The 22,438-nt window shown below is 39.1% G+C and carries 20 protein-coding genes; 3 read left to right on the forward strand and 17 right to left on the reverse strand.

Annotated elements, in window-relative coordinates; all coding sequences use genetic code 11:
* Position 1 precedes the first annotated feature (1 nt).
* The 11 genes from GOM47_RS06925 to GOM47_RS06975 form a co-directional block, all read right to left on the reverse strand.
* Complete coding sequence (locus GOM47_RS06925) at positions 2-1,780, reverse strand: phosphotransferase (protein WP_235080309.1); 1,779 nt, start codon at positions 1,778-1,780, stop codon at positions 2-4.
* A gap of 243 nt (positions 1,781-2,023) precedes the next feature.
* Positions 2,024-2,734 (reverse strand): ABC transporter ATP-binding protein, encoded by a 711-nt coding sequence (locus tag GOM47_RS06930; protein ID WP_000062209.1) that lies wholly within the window; start codon positions 2,732-2,734, stop codon positions 2,024-2,026.
* Positions 2,734-3,498: an ABC transporter ATP-binding protein gene (locus GOM47_RS06935; protein ID WP_235080310.1), complete on the reverse strand. Its 765-nt coding sequence runs from the start codon at positions 3,496-3,498 to the stop codon at positions 2,734-2,736. Before GOM47_RS06935 ends, GOM47_RS06930 begins: the two co-directional genes overlap by 1 nt.
* Entirely contained in the window at positions 3,498-4,454 is a 957-nt protein-coding gene (locus GOM47_RS06940; protein ID WP_000856261.1) for a branched-chain amino acid ABC transporter permease, read from the reverse strand. Before GOM47_RS06940 ends, GOM47_RS06935 begins: the two co-directional genes overlap by 1 nt.
* A 3-nt stretch (positions 4,455-4,457) precedes the next feature.
* Positions 4,458-5,327, reverse strand: coding sequence for a branched-chain amino acid ABC transporter permease (locus tag GOM47_RS06945; protein ID WP_235080311.1), 870 nt, complete (start codon positions 5,325-5,327; stop codon positions 4,458-4,460).
* 118 nt (positions 5,328-5,445) lie between these two features.
* Positions 5,446-6,606 carry an ABC transporter substrate-binding protein gene (locus GOM47_RS06950; RefSeq protein WP_235080312.1) on the reverse strand — a complete coding sequence of 387 codons (1,161 nt, stop codon included), beginning with the start codon at positions 6,604-6,606 and terminating at the stop codon, positions 5,446-5,448.
* Positions 6,607-6,693: 87 nt separating this feature from the next.
* Positions 6,694-6,963 carry a YlbG family protein gene (locus tag GOM47_RS06955; protein ID WP_061597844.1) on the reverse strand — a complete coding sequence of 90 codons (270 nt, stop codon included), beginning with the start codon at positions 6,961-6,963 and terminating at the stop codon, positions 6,694-6,696.
* A 79-nt stretch (positions 6,964-7,042) separates the two neighbouring features.
* Positions 7,043-7,633, reverse strand: coding sequence for an ATP-dependent Clp protease proteolytic subunit ClpP (gene clpP / locus GOM47_RS06960; protein WP_000613470.1), 591 nt, complete (start codon positions 7,631-7,633; stop codon positions 7,043-7,045).
* 177 nt (positions 7,634-7,810) lie between these two features.
* Positions 7,811-8,440, reverse strand: coding sequence for a uracil phosphoribosyltransferase (gene upp, locus GOM47_RS06965; RefSeq protein WP_084926127.1), 630 nt, complete (start codon positions 8,438-8,440; stop codon positions 7,811-7,813).
* Between the two features lie 88 nt (positions 8,441-8,528).
* Positions 8,529-8,996, reverse strand: a complete 468-nt coding sequence (locus GOM47_RS06970; protein WP_235080313.1) for a deoxycytidylate deaminase — start codon at positions 8,994-8,996, stop codon at positions 8,529-8,531.
* Between the two features lie 18 nt (positions 8,997-9,014).
* Positions 9,015-9,572, reverse strand: a complete 558-nt coding sequence (locus tag GOM47_RS06975; protein WP_235080314.1) for a TetR/AcrR family transcriptional regulator — start codon at positions 9,570-9,572, stop codon at positions 9,015-9,017.
* Positions 9,573-9,696: 124 nt separating this feature from the next.
* On the opposite strand from GOM47_RS06975, the gene GOM47_RS06980 reads away from it, so the two are divergent.
* Genes GOM47_RS06980 through GOM47_RS06990 form a run of 3 tightly spaced genes read left to right on the forward strand, consistent with a single transcriptional unit; the run spans position 9,697 to position 12,250 of the window.
* Entirely contained in the window at positions 9,697-10,542 is an 846-nt protein-coding gene (locus GOM47_RS06980; RefSeq protein WP_235080315.1) for a DegV family protein, read from the forward strand.
* 57 nt (positions 10,543-10,599) lie between these two features.
* The gene (locus tag GOM47_RS06985; protein ID WP_235080316.1) at positions 10,600-11,775 is read left to right on the forward strand and encodes an NAD(P)/FAD-dependent oxidoreductase; all 1,176 of its coding nucleotides are present in this window, start codon (positions 10,600-10,602) and stop codon (positions 11,773-11,775) included.
* A 19-nt stretch (positions 11,776-11,794) separates the two neighbouring features.
* Complete coding sequence (locus tag GOM47_RS06990; protein WP_235080317.1) at positions 11,795-12,250, forward strand: 8-oxo-dGTP diphosphatase; 456 nt, start codon at positions 11,795-11,797, stop codon at positions 12,248-12,250.
* A 28-nt stretch (positions 12,251-12,278) separates the two neighbouring features.
* On the opposite strand, the gene GOM47_RS06995 is transcribed toward GOM47_RS06990, so the two are convergent.
* The 6 genes from GOM47_RS06995 to GOM47_RS07020 form a co-directional block, all read right to left on the reverse strand.
* Positions 12,279-13,019, reverse strand: a complete 741-nt coding sequence (locus GOM47_RS06995; protein ID WP_235080318.1) for a MerR family transcriptional regulator — start codon at positions 13,017-13,019, stop codon at positions 12,279-12,281.
* A gap of 197 nt (positions 13,020-13,216) precedes the next feature.
* On the reverse strand, positions 13,217-14,161 hold the full coding sequence (gene manA, locus GOM47_RS07000; protein ID WP_235080319.1) for a mannose-6-phosphate isomerase, class I: 945 nt from the start codon (positions 14,159-14,161) through the stop codon (positions 13,217-13,219).
* A gap of 354 nt (positions 14,162-14,515) precedes the next feature.
* The gene (locus GOM47_RS07005) at positions 14,516-17,137 is read right to left on the reverse strand and encodes a TrlF family AAA-like ATPase (RefSeq protein WP_235080320.1); all 2,622 of its coding nucleotides are present in this window, start codon (positions 17,135-17,137) and stop codon (positions 14,516-14,518) included.
* Between the two features lie 601 nt (positions 17,138-17,738).
* Positions 17,739-19,514 carry a pyruvate oxidase gene (gene spxB, locus GOM47_RS07010; protein ID WP_000191819.1) on the reverse strand — a complete coding sequence of 592 codons (1,776 nt, stop codon included), beginning with the start codon at positions 19,512-19,514 and terminating at the stop codon, positions 17,739-17,741.
* 320 nt (positions 19,515-19,834) lie between these two features.
* Positions 19,835-22,057, reverse strand: a complete 2,223-nt coding sequence (locus GOM47_RS07015) for a heavy metal translocating P-type ATPase (RefSeq protein ID WP_125389050.1) — start codon at positions 22,055-22,057, stop codon at positions 19,835-19,837.
* 9 nt (positions 22,058-22,066) lie between these two features.
* A complete protein-coding gene (locus GOM47_RS07020; RefSeq protein ID WP_235080321.1) occupies positions 22,067-22,438 on the reverse strand; it encodes a cupredoxin domain-containing protein in 372 nt (123 codons plus the stop codon).

Consider the following 22,438-nt stretch of genomic DNA (forward strand, 5'->3'; position numbering starts at 1 on the left):
CTCAATTCTCCTCTAAATATAAATCTAATGCAAGTTTTCCATACTGCTTGGTATAACGATACCAGATATAAAGAAATTCACCTACTGGTTTTCCAACACTTTCTTGGAACAAGGCCCACAAAAACCAATAATATGAAGTCACTGATACATAGGCAAAATAGTGACGTTTGGTTTTCTTGTCTGGAACTTCTTGTAGATAGATTTCAAGTACCTTTTCAGCTTCTTCTACTGTATAATTTGAACATCCAATAAAGGTCCCTAAATCTCCCGCTGGATCTCCCATACCAGAATATTCCCAATCAATCAAGCTCATTTCGCCAGCTTCATTCAACAAGAAATTTGGGCTATAAGAATCTCCGTGACAGAGAACCTTTTTCGCTTGATCTTCTTGTAAAAGCTTCTCGAGAACTGAGACATTCTGATCCAACTCTTCAAGTCCATCAAATTCAAAACGATTGCTGGCTTTTAATTTTTGTCTAAAATCATCAATTCCCTCAAATTGATCAAAAGAATGATCCGTTTTTTCTCCAGATTGGTGCAAGCGTCTCAAGAGCTCCATTGCTTTTGCTACATCATCCCAATTATCATAATCTAGTTGCTTGGCGTTAGGGATAAATTCTGAAATTTTCCAGCCCTCATCCTTGTTCATGGCAACAAAAGTACGGTCAATCTTCAATTTTGCAGCAATTTCCATGGAAGCCGCTTCACTAGCACGATCGATATAATTCTCCGTTCCTCTACCTGGATGACGGTAAACATATTTCTTTCCTAGGCAGTCAAATGAAAACGAAGTATTTGTTAAACCGTCTTTTAGAGGTTTGATATTGACAATATCTGAAGCTATACATCCTAATGTCTTACAGATATTATCAATGATTTCCGAATTAGTATTCACCAAATAGTGTTCATCAAACTGACGCAACTCATCTAGTGAATCAAACTCCTTAACAATATCTGCTGAATAATGCCGAGCTTCCAAAGGAAGCTCCTTGACGTGACGACTATAATAATCTTCCCATAGCTGTTCGCGATACGGTTCATGCTTAAATTCAGTTTCTAAAATATCTACGAACTTTTCACTAAATGCACGATCAAAATAAACGTGCCCCACCATAGCCCAAGTATTCGTCCCACCGATTTGAATATCGATAATCGTGTGATTGGAATCTTCCTTAGAGCAGTATTCGTCTGTGTCCCCTTCTGCAAATATAGTCGAATAATAACCCCTGTAAATGTATCGTTCAAACGGATTTTCTACAAAATAATTATCCGAAGAGCAGATATAAGTGTTAGAAAGTTGATCTCTGACTAGCATGAGAGAAGAACAGTTGTTGTACTTGTAGTAATCATTATTCACAATGATTTTTACACCAAACTTCTCAGCAAGATAGAACATTTTTTCTTGCAGATATCCTACAATAACTGTAATGTCCTCTATCCCAGCTTCTTGCAATTGCTTGATTTCTCTCTCAATCAAACGCTCACCTTTAACTTGAAGCAATCCTTTAGGTAGCTCATAAGACAGAGGAGCAAAGCGGCTACTCATACCTGCTGCCATAATGATGGCATTCTTCACCTGATACGGAGCTAAAGCCTCCTCACCTAAGTCAGTTAAGTGATTTCCTTCACTGATCCACTTCTTTTCTTTACATTCCTTGAGAAGATTATTCACCGTCCCCAAAGCGATGTCTAGCTGTTCAGCCAATTGTCTCTGCGTAAAGTTTTCGTCTTTGTAAGTCAATAAAAAACGTAAAAGTTTAAATTGTTTTTCTGATAGCATATCTTCAGCCTCTTTTGTTCAATATTTTTATTTATTTAATTATATGATGAACACATGCTTTTGTCAAGTTAAATTCTATATCAAGAAAACGGGTGCTCAAATCAGGTCCATCAAAATAGTGACAAAACGAAGAAAGAGCCCCAAATTTGGAGCTCTTCAAATTCATCTATAAAACAATCCACTGGATTGGATGATTGCTTGCGCAATCTCCATCTGCAACCTAAACTAGTCTCCCAGACTAGTTTAGCCACCTAGATATGCTTTTCTGACTTCTTCTGATGAGGCGAGTTCTTTTCCTGTTCCTGATAGGACAATCTTTCCTGTTTCAAGGACATAACCACGGTCAGAGATAGCGAGGGCCTTGTTAGCGTTCTGTTCAATTAGAAGAACTGTTGTTCCTTGCTTCTGAATATCTTGAATGATATCAAAAATTTCTTGTATAAAGATAGGGGCAAGTCCCATTGACGGCTCATCCAAGAGGAGGAGCTTAGGTGTAGACATGAGAGCGCGTCCCATAGCCAGCATCTGCTGTTCACCGCCTGAAAGAGTTGCCGCATCTTGGTTTTTGCGTTCTTCCAGACGAGGGAAACGTGAAAAGACTTTTTTCAAGTTGGCTTGATTTTCTTCACGATTTTTCTTTAAAAAAGCTCCCATTTCTAAGTTTTCCATAACAGTCAATCCTGGGAAAACATGACGTCCCTCAGGAACTTGTGAAAGCCCACCTGCCACGATTTTTTGCGCAGGTAACTTTTGAATTTCTTTTCCTAAAAACTGAATTTTACCAGCGCTTGGACGAACCAAACCTGAAAGGGTACGAAGAATGGTTGTTTTACCAGCACCATTGGCACCAATCAAGGAAACAACTTCACCTTCATTAACCTCGAAACTTACATCACGAACTGCTTGGATCATACCGTAATGCACAGAGAGGTTTTCAACTTTTAACATAGACATTAGGCTTCACCTCCTAGATAAGCTTCGATAACACGTTTATTCGTCTTAATTTCGTCAGGGGTTCCCTGAGCAATCAAACGACCATATTCAAGAACATAGATACGCTCAGTGACTTCCATAACCAAATTCATGTCGTGTTCTATGAGCATGATGGTAATTTTAAATTCATCTTTGATACGGCGGATCAATTCTGTCAATTCAGCTGTTTCTTGTGGATTCATCCCAGCTGCAGGTTCATCCAAAAAGAGGATCTTAGGTTCTGTTGCTAGAGCACGAACGATTTCTAATCGACGTTGTTGACCATAGGCCAGATTTTTAGCAAGTGTATCTGCATCGCCATCCAAATCAAAGATTTTCAGCAAGTCCAACGCTTTACTTTTTAATTCTTCCTCATTCTTATAGAAAGCAGGCAAGCGTAGAAAGCTCGCGAGGACATGTTGTTTATGATGATTTCCAAAAGCGATGAGAACATTGTCTAAAACTGTCAGATCCTTGAACAAACGAATATTTTGGAAAGTACGACTGAGTCCAAGTGAAGCAATCTTATAGGGAGTTTTCCCATTTAGGAGGTGACCATCTAGTGTCACAGTACCTTCGCTTGGTTCATAAACACCGGTCAAGAGATTGAAAAGGGTTGTTTTACCAGCCCCGTTTGGTCCAATCAAACCAACCAATTCTCCCTCGTTCAATTCAAGAGTGACATCTCCAACAGCTGTTAGACCGCCAAAATGTTTGTTTAACTGTTTAACTTCAAGTAATGCCATTAGTTTTGTCCCTCCTTCTTCGATTTTTTAAAGAAACGTGATAGACTCAATTCCCATGTCCCAAGAAGTCCACCTGGTCTGAAAATCATGACCAATACAAGAGCCAAAGCGTAGATGATCATACGTACGCTTGCTACATCCTGAAGGAGCATATTTAAAATTCCTAAAACAATCGCTGAAACGATGGTACCAGTAATCGATCCAAGTCCACCAAATACAACGATAATCAACACATTGATGGAATTAATAAAGGTGTAATCTTTTGGAACAACAGATCCGATAAAACCAGCCTGAAGTGAACCAGCAATACTTGCTGTAATAGCTCCAAAGACAAAAGCGATAATCTTGATCTTTGTAGTGTTTACCCCAACGGACTCTGCAGCAATCTCATCCTCACGCACAGATAGAGTAGAGCGTCCGATTGGACTACGTAGGAAGTTGAGGGTTGCAATAGTTGTGATAATTACAAAAAGATAAACCATTTGCCAGTTGGTAAAGTTTGGAATACCTAAGATACCAGCAGCACCGTTGGTCAAACTTCCACCATTAATGATAAAGATACGAATGATTTCTGAAACACCTAGTGTCGCAACAGCCAGGTAGTCACCCTTTAAACGTAGTGTTGGAATTCCAACGAGCAAAGCGACTGCACCAGAAATCAAGGCACCCAAGACCATTGCTCCAAAGAAGGCACCATAGGTTGGTGATTTTGAGCCAATAATCGCTGCTGCATAAGCTCCAATCGCCATAAAACCTGCATGTCCGAGTGAGAATTGTCCTGAAAAACCGACAATTAAGTTCAAACCTACTGCAAGGATGATATTAATCCCAATTTGTTCTAAAATTTGAACATGGAATAGATTGAGAACACCGGCAGAAACCAGTACACTGATCAGCCCATAACCTGCTAACAGAAGGAATAACCAGAGAATATTTACTTTAAGATTTGTCTTCATTGTTTACACCTTCTCTTTCACATTCTTGCCAAGGATACCTGCAGGTCGAACAATCAGAATCAAAAGCAAGATTCCATATACGATAGCATCACGGAAATCAGACATACCGAAGGCAGTAGCAAATGTTTCCAACAAACCAATAACAAATCCCCCTAGAGCTGCACCAGGAATAATCCCGATACCACCAAGAACGGCCGCAACGAATGATTTCAGACCTGGAGTCACGCCCATCAAAGGTTCAAGAGAGTTGTAGTAAAGGGCAATGAGGACACCTGCCGCTCCAGCAAGGGCTGAACCCAAAGCAAAAGTGAAACTGATTGTACGGTTTACGTTGATTCCCATCAATTGCGCCGCGTCACTATCAACTGATACAGCACGCATCGCTTTACCCATTTTTGTTTTTTGAACAATCACTTGCAATAAGATCATCAGGAGTAAGGAAACTGCTAAAATCATTAACTGAACATTTGTTAAGCTGATTGGTCCTAAATCATAGCGAACTGTTTGAATGACCTGAGGAAAGGCGCGAGTATTGGCACCTACTAGATAAACCATCCCATACTCCAGTAGGAAAGACACTCCGATGGCAGTAATCAATACAGCAATACGTGTAGAGTGTCGCAAAGGACGGTAGGCAAGAAATTCAATCACAACACCAAGCAGTGCGGTTCCTACCATTGAAATAATCAAAGCTAAAAAGAAATTCATTTGGAAAGAATTAATCAAAAAGTAACCAATAAAGGCTCCCATCATATAAATATCACCGTGGGCGAAGTTGATGAGTTTGATAATTCCATAAACCATGGTGTAACCCAGGGCCAAAAGTGCATAAACACTACCCAGAATTAAACCATTCACAAGTTGTTGGAGCATAGCATTCACTCTTTTCTATTGTTATTTTTAGAAAATTTCTCAATTTTCACAAGTTCATAAACACCGAAACAGGGAGTGAGTCAAAGGCTCATTCCCTATTTCAACTACTATTCTAATGTTATGGTTTTACAACTTCTGCTGCTTCCACTTTACCATTATTCATGGTCATCATGTAAGCAGTTTTCACTGTGTTGTGATCTGCATCAAAGCTCGTTTGACCAGTCACACCATCAAAGTCTTTGGTTTTAGCAAGGTTGTCCTTGATTTCACCTGAGTTTTTAGCACCTTTTGCAGCATTAGCTACTAGGTAAACTGAGTCATAGGCCAAAGCTGAGAATGTTGAAGGTTCTTCATTGTATTTTGCTCGGTAAGCTTCAAGGAAAGCTTTAGCTTTAGCAGAAACATCAACTGTAGTTGAGAATCCTGAGATGAAGTAAATGTTTGATGCTCTTTCAGCAGTTGCTTGTTGAACAAATTCTTCACCGTTAAAGCCGTCACCACCAACGATAGGTTTATCAATTCCCATACCACGCGCTTGGTTTACGATTTTACCTGCTTCTGTGTAGTAACCTGGAACAACGATAGCGTCAAACTCTTTCCCTTTCATTTTAGTAAGGGCTGCTTGGAAGTCAGTATCACCTGCTACAAACGTTTCATCTGCTACAATCTCACCCTTGTAGGCTTCGCGGAATGATTTGGCAATACCTTTAGCATAGTCACTTGCATTGTCCGTATAAAGAACAACCTTCTTAGCATTCAATTTATTTGTCACATAATTTGAAATAATCTTCCCTTGGAAGCTATCTTGGAAAGTTCCGATAAATAGATATTCTTGACCTTTGGTCAATCCATCTTGAGTCGCACTTGGTGAAATCAATGGAACTCCTGCTTGAGTAGCGTTGGCTACAGCTGCAGCAGTTGCACCAGATGTCGCAGGTCCTACGATAGCTGCAACTTTTGATTGGGTCACTAGGTTAGTTGTAACAGAGGCTGCTTCAGCTGTTTCAGATTTGTTATCTTTATCCACAACTTCGATTTGTTTTCCATCGATACCACCTGCAGCATTGATTTCATCAACAGCAAGTTGAGCACCTTTTTGTTCAGAAGTACCATAGGCAGCTACAGCACCTGTTTCTTCAAAGTTAAAACCGATTTTGATAGTCTTTTCGTCTACTGGGTTACCAGTTGTATTTGACGCTCCTGACTTGACCTCTCCACAGGCAGCGAGAAGAGCTACGCTAGCAAGAGCCACAAAAGATAGGGCAAATTTTTTCTTCATTTTTAATCTCCTTATAGTTGTTTCAAAAATAGTATGTTAAGAATATACCGAATTATCAGAAAATTGTCAACCTTTTTATTCACTTTTTTAAATGATAACGTTTTCTTCATTTCGATAGAGATTGCCAACAAAAGGAGTTTCTAACTCTTGAATGTGACACCGTCTAATTTTCTTGATATATCTTTCCTTACCTAATCTCTCAACTAAGTCATCTAGCTCCTCAGTTGGAACATAGAGCTGCAAGTAACGATGTTTTTTGGAATGGTAACAGATATCACCGTATTCCTGAAGTTTTTTTGCATCTCGATTATAGTAAAGATAGATGATTAATCCTGAACGATTGACCTTTTCAAACATGGTGAATCCTCTTTCTAAGAAATCTTCTCCTAATTATATCAAAAAAAGCAAACTCCGTCGAGTTTGCTTTCTAGGTTGCTTAGCTCAAAGAATTGTTAGCCATGATTTCATCAATGAAGCCATATTCGAGCGTTTCTTGGGCACTCATCCAGTAATCACGTTCTGCATCTGCATGAATTTGCTCAACTGATTTACCTGAGTTAGTCGCAAGGATTTGCTCCAAAGTCTTACGAGTTTTAAGCAAGTGCTCTGCAGCGATTGCCATATCTGTCTGTTGGGTACCACCACCTGTTCCACCCATTGGTTGGTGAATCATGTACTCTGCATTTGGAAGCATGAAACGTTTGCCTTTTGCGCCACTTGATGCAATGACAGTCCCCATGGATGCAGCCATCCCCATAACGATTGTTTGGACATCTGCCTTGATAAAGTTCATGGTATCAACGATTGCCAAACCAGCTGAAACAGAGCCTCCAGGTGTGTTGACATAAAGGTAAATATCTTTTGTACTGTCTTGGGCATCCAAGAAGAGCAACTGGGCGATAACGGAGTTAGCCATGTTATCTTCAACCGGACCTGTTAGCATGATGATGCGATCTTTCAGAAGACGAGAGTATATGTCATAGGAACGTTCTCCACGGCTTGTTTGTTCAATAACTACAGGAATCATTCATTTCTCCTTTTATGTTGAATTTTCTTAGTCTTACGACTCAATACAGAACTATTATATCTTTTTGGTCAAAAAAGGTCAAATTTTTGCTCTATACTATCGACAGAACCAAAAATTCAACCTCCTCGCGAAATTAGAAATAGTCTCCAATTTCAACTTTAAGACTCTATCTGAGTCTTATTTCGTACCGAACAAGCGGTCTCCAGCATCTCCGAGACCTGGAACAATATAGCCATGTTCATTCAAGTGTTCGTCCAGAGCTGCTGTAAAGATTTCGACATCTGGGTGAGCTGCTTGAAGAGCTTTCACTCCTTCTGGAGCAGCTACTAGGCAGACAAACTTGATATTTGATGCGCCACGTTTTTTAAGCGAGTCTACGGCCAAGATTGCTGATCCACCTGTTGCAAGCATTGGATCGACGACAAAGATTTGACGTTGGTCAATGTCCTCAGGCAATTTCACCAAGTATTCAACTGGTTGAAGGGTTTCTTCATCACGGTACATACCGATATGACCAACTTTTGCTGCTGGAACCAAGCTCAAGAGCCCATCTACCATCCCGATACCTGCACGCAAGATTGGGACAATCGCCAATTTTTTACCAGCCAATTGTTTTTGAACGGTCTTTGTGATAGGTGTTTCGATTTCCACGTCTTCAAGTGGAAGATCACGAAGTACTTCATATCCCATCAACATTGCAATCTCATCTACTAGCTCACGAAAAGCTTTTGTAGAAGTGTCTGTACGACGCAAGATTGACAATTTGTGTTGAATGAGTGGATGATTAATGACTTCAAGTTTTCCCATTTTCTGAATTCCTTCTTTCAATTTATTCTTCTTATTATATCAAAAAACGGTTTAAAAAGCTTTCTAAACCATTTATTTTTATTAATTTCTAAATCAAATCTGCCTCTTGAAGAGCTGTCTGAACAGTCTCTAATGGTAAATGGGTCAACTCAGTGCCTTTTTCGTGATAAAGGTACTGGGCGTAGTCATCCATGCGGTATTGATTGATGTAAACCACACGCTTGCAGCCTACTTGCAGAAGCTGTTTGGTACAGTTGAGGCAGGGAAAGTGGGTCACATAGGCTGTAAAACCTTTAGGAACCCCTCGCTCAGCTCCCTGTAAGATGGCATTGACCTCGGCATGCAGTGTCCGTACACAGTGACCGTCAATCACCAAGCAATCATGGTCAATACAGTGCTCCGTTCCTGATACGGAACCATTGTAACCTGTTGAAATGACCTTATTGTCCTTAACTAGGACAGCCCCCACCTTAGCACGTTTACAGGTCGAACGATTGGCAATTAGTAAGGCCTGGGCTGCAAAATACTCATCCCAAGCCAGTCTTTTTTCTGTCATAAGTCTTCTCCTTTTCCTCTATTTTTTGAAAAATGGCAAGCGTAAATCTGCAATCTTTTCAGCTGGAACCTTCATGCCATCCTTGATCCATTTGAGCAGAACCGATACGATGGCAGAGCTCCAAAACGAATGAAGGTAGCTGCTAACACCTTTTGATTTTCCGTGGTATTTTTCCAGAAATTCCTGCATGGCTTGGACAAAAATCTTTTCTAAGTGGTAGTCCAGAGCAAGTTGGATAACCTTGGCTTCTTTCTTTGCTGCGCGGAAAAGATGCACCCAGACCAGATAAAGGTCGGTTTTGATATCGTAGTGGCTCAACTGTTCCATGATGTTATGGACACTGCGTTTAAAGACGCTTTCCAAAATCTCTTCTTTGGAGTCATAGTTACGATAGAAGGCAGCGCGTGAGACACCCGCCCGCTTAACCAACTCTGAGATACTAATCTTAGCCAAGTCTTTTTTCTCCAGAAGTTGCAAAAGAGCCGTCTCAATCGCTTCTCTGGTCAAGAAATTGGATTCTTGATTAGATTTTCTGAGATTTTCAAGAGATTTTTCAGATATTTTACGTTCAGACATAACAATTTCTTTCTACTTGTAACAACAGAGAGGTGGTACTTTTGTTTCAAGGGCTTTCATGATATAATTGTAAAAAAAGACAGAACCTTTGTCAATGTATAAGTGACAAAGATGGAGAATTTCTATGACTTGGAAGATTGTAGCTGACTCTGGTTGTGATTATCGTCAATTGGTAACTCCCGCTATCGATACTGAATTTATCAGTGTTCCTTTAACCATTCAAGTAGCTGATCAGGTCTTTATTGATGATGCCAATCTCGACATTGACCACATGATGGAAACTATGTATGCGACTTCTGAGGCTTCAAAATCAGCTTGTCCTAGCCCTGATGATTACCTGCGTGCATTCGAAGGTGCCAAGCATATCTTTGTTGTTACCATCACTGGTGCTCTTTCTGGCAGCCATAATAGCGCTCAGCTCGCTAAAAATATCTACCTTGAAGAACACCCTGACACTCAGATTCATGTTATCGATAGTTTATCTGCAGGTGGGGAAGTTGATTTGATTGTCGAGAAAATCAATGATTTGATTGATCAAGGACTTTCTTATGAAGAAGTTGTTGAAGGTATCACTGCTTATCAAGAAAAAACCAAGTTGCTCTTTGTCCTCGCTAAAGTTGATAACTTGGTAAAAAATGGCCGTTTGAGTAAACTTATCGGTACGGTCGTTGGCCTTCTCAACATCCGTATGGTTGGGGAAGCAAGTGAAACTGGAACCCTAGAGCTTCTTCAAAAGGCTCGTGGTGCTAAAAAGTCCCTTCAAGCAGCCTATGAAGAACTCATCAAGGCTGGCTATGCTGGTGGTCGTATCGTCATGGCTCATCGCAGCAATGAAAAATTCTGTCAGCAATTGTCAGAACGCTTGCTGGAAACATTCCCACAAGCCAATATCAAAATCCTCCCAACGTCTGGTCTCTGCAGTTTCTATGCAGAAGATGGCGGTTTGTTGATGGGATATGAAATTAACTAAGATTATGAGCAACAAGAGATGCCAAGCATCTCTTGTTTTTTGTGGTACAATAGAGCTATGAAACATTTTGATACTATTGTCATCGGTGGTGGACCTGCTGGCATGATGGCTACAATTTCCAGTAGTTTTTATGGTCAGAAAACTCTTCTTATCGAAAAAAATCGAAAACTTGGCAAAAAATTAGCTGGAACAGGCGGGGGACGTTGCAATGTGACCAACAATGGAACTTTAGATGACCTAATGGCTGGCATCCCGGGAAATGGACGCTTTCTGTACAGTGTCTTTTCCCAGTTTGATAACCATGATATCATCAACTTTTTCACGGAAAACGGTGTTAAACTCAAGGTCGAAGACCACGGCCGTGTCTTTCCTGCTACTGACAAGTCTCGGACCATTATCGAAGCCTTGGAGAAGAAAATTACTGAGCTCGGTGGTCAAGTTGCTACTCAAACAGAAATTGTTTCGGTTAAAAAGATAGACAACCAGTTTGTCCTTAAGTCCGCGGACCAGACCTTCACTTGTGATAAACTCATTGTCACAACTGGTGGAAAATCCTATCCTTCTACTGGTTCGACTGGTTTTGGTCATGAGATTGCCCGTCATTTTAAACATACGATTACCGAGCTTGAAGCCGCTGAAAGTCCATTGTTGACAGATTTTCCACATAAGGCGCTTCAGGGGATTTCACTAGACGATGTGACCTTAAGTTATGGCAAGCATGTCATAACTCACGATCTGCTCTTTACCCACTTTGGTTTGTCAGGTCCTGCTGCCCTGCGTATGTCTAGCTTTGTCAAGGGTGGGGAGGTTCTTTCACTGGATGTTTTGCCTCAACTTTCTGAGAAGGACTTAGCTGCATTTCTAGAAGAAAATCGGGAAAAATCCTTAAAAAATACTTTAAAAACTTTGCTTCCAGAACGCCTGGCAGAATTTCTTGTGCAAGGCTATCCTGAAAAAGTCAAACAGCTGACTGAGAAAGAACGGGAACAACTTCTCCAGTCTATCAAAGTACTCAAAATCCCTGTTACTGGCAAAATGTCCCTTGCCAAGTCCTTTGTCACCAAAGGTGGCGTCAGCCTCAAGGAAATCAATCCTAAAACTCTGGAAAGTAAGCTAGTACCTGGGCTCCACTTTGCTGGAGAAGTCCTAGACATCAATGCCCACACGGGTGGGTTTAACATCACTTCTGCCCTCTGTACCGGCTGGGTGGCAGGAAGTCTCCATTATGATTAAAAATCAAAGGTTGTAAAAAATGAATAGAAGAGAATCAGTTGAATTTGTCAACATGTGCATGATTCAAAACGGGGACAAGGTTCTGGTCCAAGACCGAGTTAGTTCTAACTGGCCTGGCATTACTTTTCCTGGTGGTCATGTTGAACGTGGCGAATCCTTTGTCGATGCTGTCATTCGTGAAGTGAAAGAAGAAACTGGTCTGACCATTTCCAAACCCCAACTCTGTGGTATCAAAAACTGGTACGATGACAAGGATTATCGTTATGTCGTCCTTTTTTACAAGACAGAACACTTTACTGGTGAACTCCAATCTTCATACGAAGGGAAGGTTTGGTGGGAGGATTTTGACAATCTGTCTCATCTAAAACTTGCTACTGATGATATGTCTGATATGCTTCGTGTTTTTTTAGAAGAGAATCTCAGTGAATTCTTTTACTACAAAGACGGTGACGACTGGCTTTATGACTTGAAGTAAAAAATAGGCTAGAAAATTCCTAGCCTATTTATTCTGCATTTGTCTGAACGTAAGCCGATATGACATCTGATGTGTACTGGGCTGTTCCAGGTCCAAACTTGTCAATGTTTTCCTTAAACTCTGGGTTGTAGACGTAGCCTTTACCGATATGACCGAATACCTCAATAGAGCAGTCAAATCCATAAGTTCGAATGGCTTGCAAGAGCTTGGCTGCTTGCTCTTGGTTTTCGGCTGCTGTTGCAGCTAGCCCATTTTTAAGGTTATGAGCCAAAGCTTGAAAAACTTGGTTAAAGGCAGTCGTAGCCTCATCTTCGCGGCCTTTTTGGCGCTCGAGAGCTTCTCCCATGACTTCTTGTCCATATTTCTCTACCGCCTCTTGGTGGTATTTTTGATTGTCTTGATAGCTAAATCCAGTGAATTTTTCCTCAATCGTCATTTTTCTTTCTCCTTTTTGTTCTTGAATGGTTTTTTGCAAGGTGGAAATCAAGGTATCCAGATGTTGCCTTTCTTGGGTCAAATAGTCCAACTGCCTAGTCAAATGAGGCAATAAATCTGTCCTTTCTTCCTTTAACAGCTCTGCTATTTTTTCTAAAGAAAAGCCTAGATATTTATAATACAGAATGACCTGAAGGCGTTCCAAATCCTCTTGACTATAGGTTCGATAGCCGTTTTCCGACTTTAAGGGAACCAGAAGTCCTATCTTATCGTAATGGTGCAGGGTCTTGACAGAGACACCTGAAAGCTGCGCAGCTTCTTTTATATGGTACATTATTTCCTCCTTACAAGGATAGTATAACCCCTCCCCTTAGGGGAGAGTCAAGAGTTTTTTTATAAAAGTTTAACTATTTTTAAATTTGGGGAGGATAATCGGTCTAAGCCATTGTCAGACTTTGACCTATTGTCCTCAGATTCGGAGAATTCCAAGTTAAAAAAAGACTTGAGAATCAACCTCAAGTCCTTTCTTTTTTATGGATGGCTCACAATCAGTTCCAAACCTTGCCCTTCCAAGGTCCAAGCTTCAACATCACTTGGTAGGATAAAGTGGCTACCTTTTTGGATTGGATAATTTCCCCCGTCAACAGTTAGTTGACCTTGACCAGCTAAGACGCTGAACAGGCTGTAGTCAGCTGTCTTTTCAAAGTCAACTTTTCCAGTAATTTCCCACTTGTAAACGGCGAAGAAATCATTCGACACTAGAAGTGTAGAACGCAGGTCATCAGCTTTGACAGTCACAGGACGGCTATTGGCAGGCTCACCAATGTTCAAAACATCGATGGATTTTTCAAGGTGAAGTTCACGCAAGCTGCCCTTGTCGTCCTTGCGGTCAAAGTCATAGACACGGTAGGTGGTATCGCTAGACTGCTGGGTTTCAAGAATCAAGATACCCGCACCAATGGCATGCATAGTGCCACTTGGTACATAGAAGAAATCTCCTGCTTTAACTGGAACTTTTGTCAGCAAGGTATCCCAGTTCTTGTCCTCGATTTGCTGGCGGAGTTCTTCTTTTGATTTGGCATTGTGGCCATAGATAATCTCTGAACCTTCGTCTGCTGCGATGATGTACCAGCACTCTGTTTTTCCGAGCTCGCCTTCATGTTCTAGTCCATATGCATCGTCTGGGTGAACTTGGACACTGAGCCAATCGTTGGCATCCAGAATCTTGGTCAACAGTGGAAATACAGGCTCTGGACGGTTACCAAATAATTCACGGTGCTCTGCATACAAGGTAGCTAGGTCTGTTCCCTCGTAGCGACCATTAGCTACCTTAGAAACTCCATTTGGGTGGGCTGAAATAGCCCAGTATTCTCCGATTTTTTCACTTGGGATATCGTAGCCAAACTCATCACGTAGCTTGGTTCCACCCCAGATTTTTTCTTGCATAACTGATTGTAAAAATAATGGTTCTGACATCTTATTCTCCTGTCTGTTTTTCTCACCTCATTATAGCAAAAAGCCAGGTCTAATTGAACTCTTTTTCACACATTATAAAGTAGGGAGAAGATTTTATAAAAATAGTAACGATATGGTTTTCATACTTTTGATAAATCTAAAAGAAACTATTCTTTCATAAGATTTGGAAGAACGAACATGATGAAAAAAGCTAACATAATCATCACGAAAACAAGCAAGTAGACAAAACACATAGACAGCCATACATAACGATCAGGTTTTAATGGTCTTTCGACGAAAGATTGTTTCGGTTTTTTAGTTTCATATATCAATAGTTTTAAGATATCATTAATCAAAACTCAAACTTTCTTATTTCTATTCTTGAATTACCTTTTGAGAATTTAGATTATCTATTTTAATACCGTATTTATCTTCTCGTCTCTTAAATGCTTCAATCCCCCCTTCTAAAATTTCACAAACATGTTCTTTTATACATTTTTTGTTTAAAATAAAATTACTGTCAGGTTCTTTTATCTGATTCTCTAAAGCTCCATTTTTATAAGCAAAAACTTTGTTATGGGGATTAGGATTATTTTCTGAATGTTGATTTGCTACAATAACATTTTCACAATCACCTGATACGACGATATTAGGATTATGTGTGACAATAATAATTTGCCTTTTTAATTTTCTCTGCTTAATATATGCTGTCAACTCATGGTAAATAGCTCTATTATCTAAACTATCCTCTGGCTGGTCAATCAATACAGGAACCCGACTATTAGAAAAATCTAAAATCAGTTTTAATACAACGAAAGCCTTTTTACCTGGTGACATCTGTTCAAACTTATCATTCTGATATTCAATATCAAATTTATAAGAGTAAAAATCAGTAGTGAAAAACTTTTCGATATGGTCTAATGTGGTTTTGTTTCCATTAAATTTTAAAGAATTATCCTCAAATATAGTATCAATCATTGAATCAAACTCAAAATTTAATTTCTCAATAAATTCTGCTTTTGAACGTCCTTGAGCATTAATGTAGTCAAACTCTAGCTCCAAATCCTTGAGGTAAAAATCTACAGTAATTTTTAAATCACTTTCAGATATATCGAACGAAGTAAGTAATTCTTTTCGAATTTTTGAATACTCTCTATACTGATTAATAATATTTTGTTTTAATTGATCGTTTTCAGTTTTAAGGTTGGATATCTCTTGTTCGTAACTTTCAATTTTTTTCAATATGGTAGTTTCTTGCTTTATGTTCTCTTCTATAAATGACAACTCATTATTATCTTGTAAGTAAGATAAAAACTTTTTAAAATCTGGAGTATCTCTAATTAAACCAATTTTATTCTTAGTTTCATAAATTTGATCATTTAATCTCTGCTTAAGAATATTAATTTTGTCTTCAAATGTTTGTTGTACTTTTTGATTAATATCCTCAACAGCACTATTAATTATATCTCTTATTTCGTCGCTATGTTCAAGTGCAGAATTAGATTTGGAATATGCTGCAATATTAGGAATAAATAAATTATCAATAAATACAAAATCTTTTTCAAGCCGATTTATTTCACCTTGTAACTTCTTAATAGTAGAGTTATCTATCTCAAATTTTTTCTTCTCTTCATCATCAATATCTACTGCGGATAACAATTCATCTCGTTTTTTATGAAGTTCAATAATCCTTTTGTTAGTAGCTTTTTTATCAAATTCTGGTTTTAAGAGATTTTGTTGACGTTGAAGATTTTCTTTAAATTCATTTAAAAGTCCCTTAATTGCGATATCTATTTTATTATGACTTTGTTGATAACTTTTAATATTTTCATCCAATCCTTTAGATTGAATAATTTCATTAACAAGAAAATTTAACTTTTCAGTATTATTCGCTAGTTGAATCATATGTTCTTGAGGTAGGTATTGTATTTTTCTAGTATCATCCTCTTCCCTATCTTTCCAGAACACATGAAAGTTTTCCATATCTTTATACGTATATTTATTTTTAGATTCACTATCATTAAGTTTATAGGCAATTGAATTTAATAAGGTGGATTTTCCAGTTGATCTACCACCAATGATCGTATTTAAATTATCAGATAAAAGTATGATATCTCCATCATATTCAATTCTATCAATAATTAGCTCATCATCAGTTCGAACTGGTTTTCCTATTCCTACACATATCCGATGTTCTGGCTCAAAGATTATTTGCTTCAAACCTTCAAAAGTCAAATCTGCTTTAATCCAACTATACTTAGTTCCAATCCCTTCTAAAGAGTGCGAATCAGAAGATTGTAAAAGAGGTCTAACATAATCAGATTTATGCAACCAATATTCTCGGTCAGATATTATATTCATATGTTTGCATTTGGGGTCTTGGCAAGTCGAAGAATCATTACAACTAGAATGAATAATAAAATCTGAATTCACACAAATCTGTTCATAAACAGCCTTATTTTTGGAATCAGAATCACTAGTAGCACTACCATGCCCTCTCGAGAGAAATCCTTTTAAATAGTTTCCATTTAATTCTGTATTCCGTTCTAATATTTGATTTAAACTTTTGAAATCAACATGAGCAGAAGACTCAATCTCTTTATTACTTAATCTATTGAATGCTTTCTCAGTTGCACCAATATTTGCCTTTAATTCCCCTAATAAATTCTTAATAATACCATCATCTAATGTATTATCAAAAATGATGTGATAATCAAATAACTGGTCAGATTTATTTATATTAGATAATCTCACTTCTAAATTAAGAAAAGTTACAATACCGTTCTCTTCAAGTCTTGTTTTTAAATTAAAATCGTCATCGGTAAAATTAAAGTAATTAGTTAAACCAATTGCTGAAATATCCTCGTCCTTAATTTTTTGAATAAAACTTTCAATATCTGGACTTCCATCTTCAAATTTACTAAATTGATTATTTAACACTGTATATGGTGAATGTATATGCAAATCCCATTTTCTAAATTCAGAACCTCTATTCATTTAAACTATCCTTTCATATGCTAAAGCTATTGACTGTATTATAAAGTAACTAAGACTGTTTTGAAAAAAACATTATCTTTATTATATTATAACATAATAAAAACAAAACTTACTCTTAATTCGTCATAGTTTTTTTGAAATTTTAACAGAATTTTAAACTTTTATGGAATACTTAAATTTAGAACGAAGAATGAAAAATGTTTTACAAAAGTAAAAGAAGCGAAATGGATTTTTTATATCGCAATAACCATAATATGCTTCAATGCAAGAGAATGTTGTTATACAAAATACTTAATGCCATTGAAACAAAAGAAATTCTTACTAAGAAATATAATGATATTGTAGAAAAATTTATGACCTAAAATTTTATGTATTTATCTAATCCACTAAAAATTTAAAAAGGATGCAATATTGCAACCTTTTTAATTTATTTTATAAACTCCGAAAGCAAAAATTAGTCCCTTTTTAGCACCTAATTTCTTATATAACGTAAGACAGGAAGTAAACCCTCATTATAAATTAAAGTTTCAACCATGAATTCGTTGGAAGCAAACCTTAAAATAAAGTCTTCAACTTCAAATTTAATTCTCGACGAGAGGAATTATTTGATTGCGCGTGATTGCAATCCTTCTTCTTCCAAGAAGAGGCGGAATGGTACGAGTTCTTCTGCTTCGTATTTTTCCTTGAAGTCTTTGATTGCTTCTTCTGAGTGAAGTTTTGGATCCAATTCAAGTACTTCTACTGGAAGTGGACGGTGTGGAGTGATGCGAGCATCGATCACAACAGTTTTACCTTCTTTGTTGAGTTTAACAGCTTCTGCAACAACTGCATCGATGTCTTCGATACGGTCAACTGTAAATCCTACAGCACCTTGAGCTTCAGCGATTTTCGCATAGTCAGCATTAGGGAAGTCACAACCAAACAAGTGTTTGTTTGTGTCTTCGTATTTGTCCTTGATGAAGGCATATTTACCATTTGAGAAGACAACGTTGATAACTGGAAGGTCGTATTGAACGTTTGTGATAACGTCTGGGTAGCACATGTTGAATGCACCGTCACCCATGATGTTCCATACTTGGCGATCTGGATTGTCTTTCTTAGCAGCGATACCACCAGGAAGGGCAATACCCATTGTCGCAAAGAGTGGAGATGTACGCCACATGTTCTTAGGTGTCATGTGAAGGTGACGAGTAGATGTTTGAGTAGTGTCACCTACGTCGATTGAGTAGATAGCGTCTTGATCAGCATGTTTGTTGATTGCATTGTAAACTTGATACAATTGCAATTCACCCTCAGTTTTACCTTCGATTTTGTTCATGTAATCACGCCAGTTTTGGTTGTTCTTAACGTTTGCACGCCACCATGGAGTAGATTCAACTGGGTTCACTTTGTCAAGGATAGCTTTAGCTGCTTGACCTGCATCACCAAGGATTGAAGCGTCTAGGGCATGACGTTTACCAAGTTTGTAAGGGTCGATATCCACTTGGATGAATTTTTCAGTATTCTTGAATGCTTGGTAAACTTCAGCAAATGGGAAGTTTGAACCAAGGAAAAGAACTGTGTCTGCTTCAAAGACCACTTCGTTGGCTGGTTTCCAACCAACACGGTAAGCAGAGCCTGTCAAACCTTCATAGTTCCATTCAAAAGCTTCAAAGTTTTTACCAGTTGTGATGATTGGTGCTTTGATTTTACGTGACAATTCAGTAATCACTTCACCAGCTTTAACACCACCGTAACCAGCATAGATAACTGGACGTTCAGCATTGTTCAAGATTTCAACAGCTTTGTCGATTTCAACTTCGTTCAAGGCAGGAGCGATGAATGAACGTTCGTACGAACCTGAACCGTAGTATGAGTTTTCATCGATTTCTTGGAAACCGAAGTTTACTGGGATTTCAACAACAGCTGGACCTTTTTTAGAAACTGCAGCACGGCAAGCTTCGTCAATTACTTTTGGTAATTGCTCAGCGTATGCTACACGTTTGTTGTAGACAGCGATACCGTTGTACATTGGGTTTTGGTTCAATTCTTGGAAGGCATCCATGTTGAGTTCGTTAACAGGACGTGATCCAAGGATAGCAAGGAATGGAGTGTTATCCATAGCTGCATCGTAAACACCGTTAATCAAGTGAGTCGCACCTGGACCACCTGAACCAACTGCAACCCCGATTGAGCCGCCGAATTTAGCTTGCATAACCGCTGCAAGAGCACCTGTTTCTTCGTGGCGAACTTGCAAGAAGCGGATATCTTTGTCTTCAGCCAAAGCATCCATCAATGAGCTGAGTGTTCCTGATGGGATACCGTAGATTGTGTCTACGCCCCATGTTTTCAATACGTTGAGCATTGCTGCTGATGCAGTAATTTTCCCTTGAGTCATTATAACTCTCCTTCAAATATTTTTAAAATTTGATTCATCCGTTTTCATATACTAATTGGAAACGTTTCAGCAAATTTTTACTCTACTACTTTACCATAATTGTTTTTTGTCTCCTAAAAATGTGCTCAGAAGTTTTTATTCTCTATTACAGTACAGTTTGAAAGCGTTTTTTAGAACTGTTTTATAATACTCAATGAGAATTAAAGAGCACACTAGGAAGCTAACCGCAAGTTGCTCAAAGCAGAGATTTGAGGTTGCAGATAAAATTGATGTGGTTTGAAGAGATTTTCAAAGAGTATAAAAAGCGGGCAAGCCCGCTTTTAGTCTATTTTAGTAACGTTTAGCATGAGTGAACTAATCAAAACAGATACAGAGCTAAAGGCCATGGCTAGACCAGCCAGTTCTGGATTGAGAACGAGACCAAATCCTGAAAAGACTCCTGCTGCAATCGGAATTCCGGCGACATTGTAGATAAAAGCCCAGAAAAGATTGAGCAGAATTCGATTGAAGGTTTTCTTGCTCATGTCAAAGGCACGCACCACACCTAGGAGGTTATTAGTTGTCAACACCAAATCTGCTGACTCGATGGCAATATCTGTTCCAGCTCCCATAGCAATTCCCACATCCGCTACACTGAGGGCAGGAGCGTCATTGATACCATCACCAACAAAGGATACTTTTCCAGCTGATTGTAGTTTATGGATTTCATGGGCTTTTTCTTCTGGCAATACACCTGCAATGACTTCTTCAATGCCAATCTGATCTGCAATGGCACGCGCCACGCCAGCATTATCCCCTGTCAGCATGACCGTTTTAAGACCTCGTTTTTTCAACTGACTGATGGCAAGTTTAGCATTTTCCTTAGGAATATCTTGTAGTGCAAGCAAGCCTTTGATTTCATTGTCAACAGCCAAGAACACAACTGTCTTAGCTTCTTTTTCCAGTTCTTCTAGTTTTTCCTGATAAGTGCTTGAAATGTTCATCCCATCCAGCATTTTAGCATTTCCAAGCAAGACTTGTTTCCCGTTGATTTGCCCTGAGACACCTTTTCCGTGCAAGGCTTGGAAATTTTCCACAGTTTGAAACTCAAGTCTTGCCTCACTCGCTCGCTTGACAATGGCCTCAGCCAGTGGGTGTTGGGAAGCTTCTTCCAAGGAGGCTGCCAATCCAAGCACTTCTACTTCGTCGCCGATGATATCTGTTACCACTGGTTTTCCTTCTGTCAAAGTCCCGGTCTTATCAAAGACAAGAGTTTGAACTTTCTGGATTTCCTGTAGGACGGTTCCATTTTTTAGGAGAACGCCCATTTTGGCACTCCGTCCTGTCCCCACCATGAGGGCTGTTGGTGTTGCAAGTCCTAGGGCACAAGGACAGGCGATAATCAACACTGCCACCCCAAAAAGAAGAGAGGTCACAAAGCTAGCCTCAAACAAGACAAACCAAACCCAAAAAGTCAGAATCGCTAAAATGACGACTGCTGGGACAAAAATCCCTGAAATCTTATCCGTCAAGTCCTGAATCGGTGCACGGCTGGTCTGGGCTTTCTTCACAAATTCTACAATTTGAGCCAAGATCGTCTCTGAACCAACTTTTTCTGCCTTAAGAACAAGCATTCCACTATTATTGATGGTTGAGCCAATGACAGCATCCCCAACTGTCTTGTCCACTGGCAGGCTCTCACCTGTCACCATAGATTCATCAATACTGGAGATACCTTCCACTACGACGCCATCAACCGCAATCTTTTCACCGGGACGCACTCGAATCAGGTCACCTACCTTGACTTGCTCCAAGGGAACTTGAACATAGTGATCATCACGCAAAACTTCTGCTGTTTTAGCTTGCAAATCAAGTAATTTCTCCACAGCTTGGGAAGTGTTTTTTCGCATTTTCTCCTCAAAAACCGCCCCCAAAAGAACGAAGAAGAGGATAAATCCAGCACTTTCAAAGTAGACAGGGAGCCCAGCGAAGAGGGCAACTAGGCTATAGAGATAGGCTACTAGAGTTCCCAGAGCAACCAAGCTATCCATGTTGGCATTGTGCTTTTTAAAGCTGGCCCAAGCACTCTGAATATAAGGACCACCGGCCACTAGCATGATAGGTGTTGTAGCTAAAAAGGTACCCCAATGCATGACTTGGTGACTAATGCTACCTGTCAACATCCCAATCATGAGAATCACAAGAGGCACAGTAAAGATACTAGTAATCCAAAAACGTTGCAAAAGTGACAAAGATTTTCGAGTCTTCTCAACTACGGTATAACTTCCCTTCTGCATCTTCATGCCACATGAAAATTCATGTTGGCCTAACTCTTGAGGTGTAAAACGAATTGTCTTCTCTTCATCTAGTCCGATTGGTTCCAAGATGCCTTCTTCTTCAAACAGAATTTCCTTGTAACAATTTGATGGCGTCACACGATGAAAAGTTATCTCAGCTGGAATTCCTTTTTGAAGCTGGATATGGGCTGGATGATAGCCTTTTTCAGCTGTGATATGGATTTTTTGAATGCCATTTTCCAGGCTGGCTTTCACAATTTCTGTCATCATTTCCTCCTATTCTACAATCATCTTGCCGTGCATCATGTTCATACCACAAGAAAAGTCAAACTCTCCAGCCTGTTCAGGCATGATTTCCACTACATACTCTTCACCCATAGGCAAGTTCGCATGCACTCCAAAATCTGGAAAGACGATCTGATCCAAACAAGGTGAAGGATCCTTACGGTCAAAGACAATACGGGCTGGCACTGATTTCTTAAGAATAATCAACTCAGGCGTATAGCCCCCTTTGACTTCCACTCGAATCTCTTGGTAACCCTTTTTTTGCTGGGCCTTTTGTCCAGATTTTTCAGGCTTTTTGAAAAACCAAAACAAGATAAACGCGATAAGGGCAATACAAATAATGGTTACAATACTATTTAACAT

This window comes from Streptococcus oralis, from assembly GCF_021497945.1.
GTDB lineage: Bacteria > Bacillota > Bacilli > Lactobacillales > Streptococcaceae > Streptococcus > Streptococcus oralis_BR.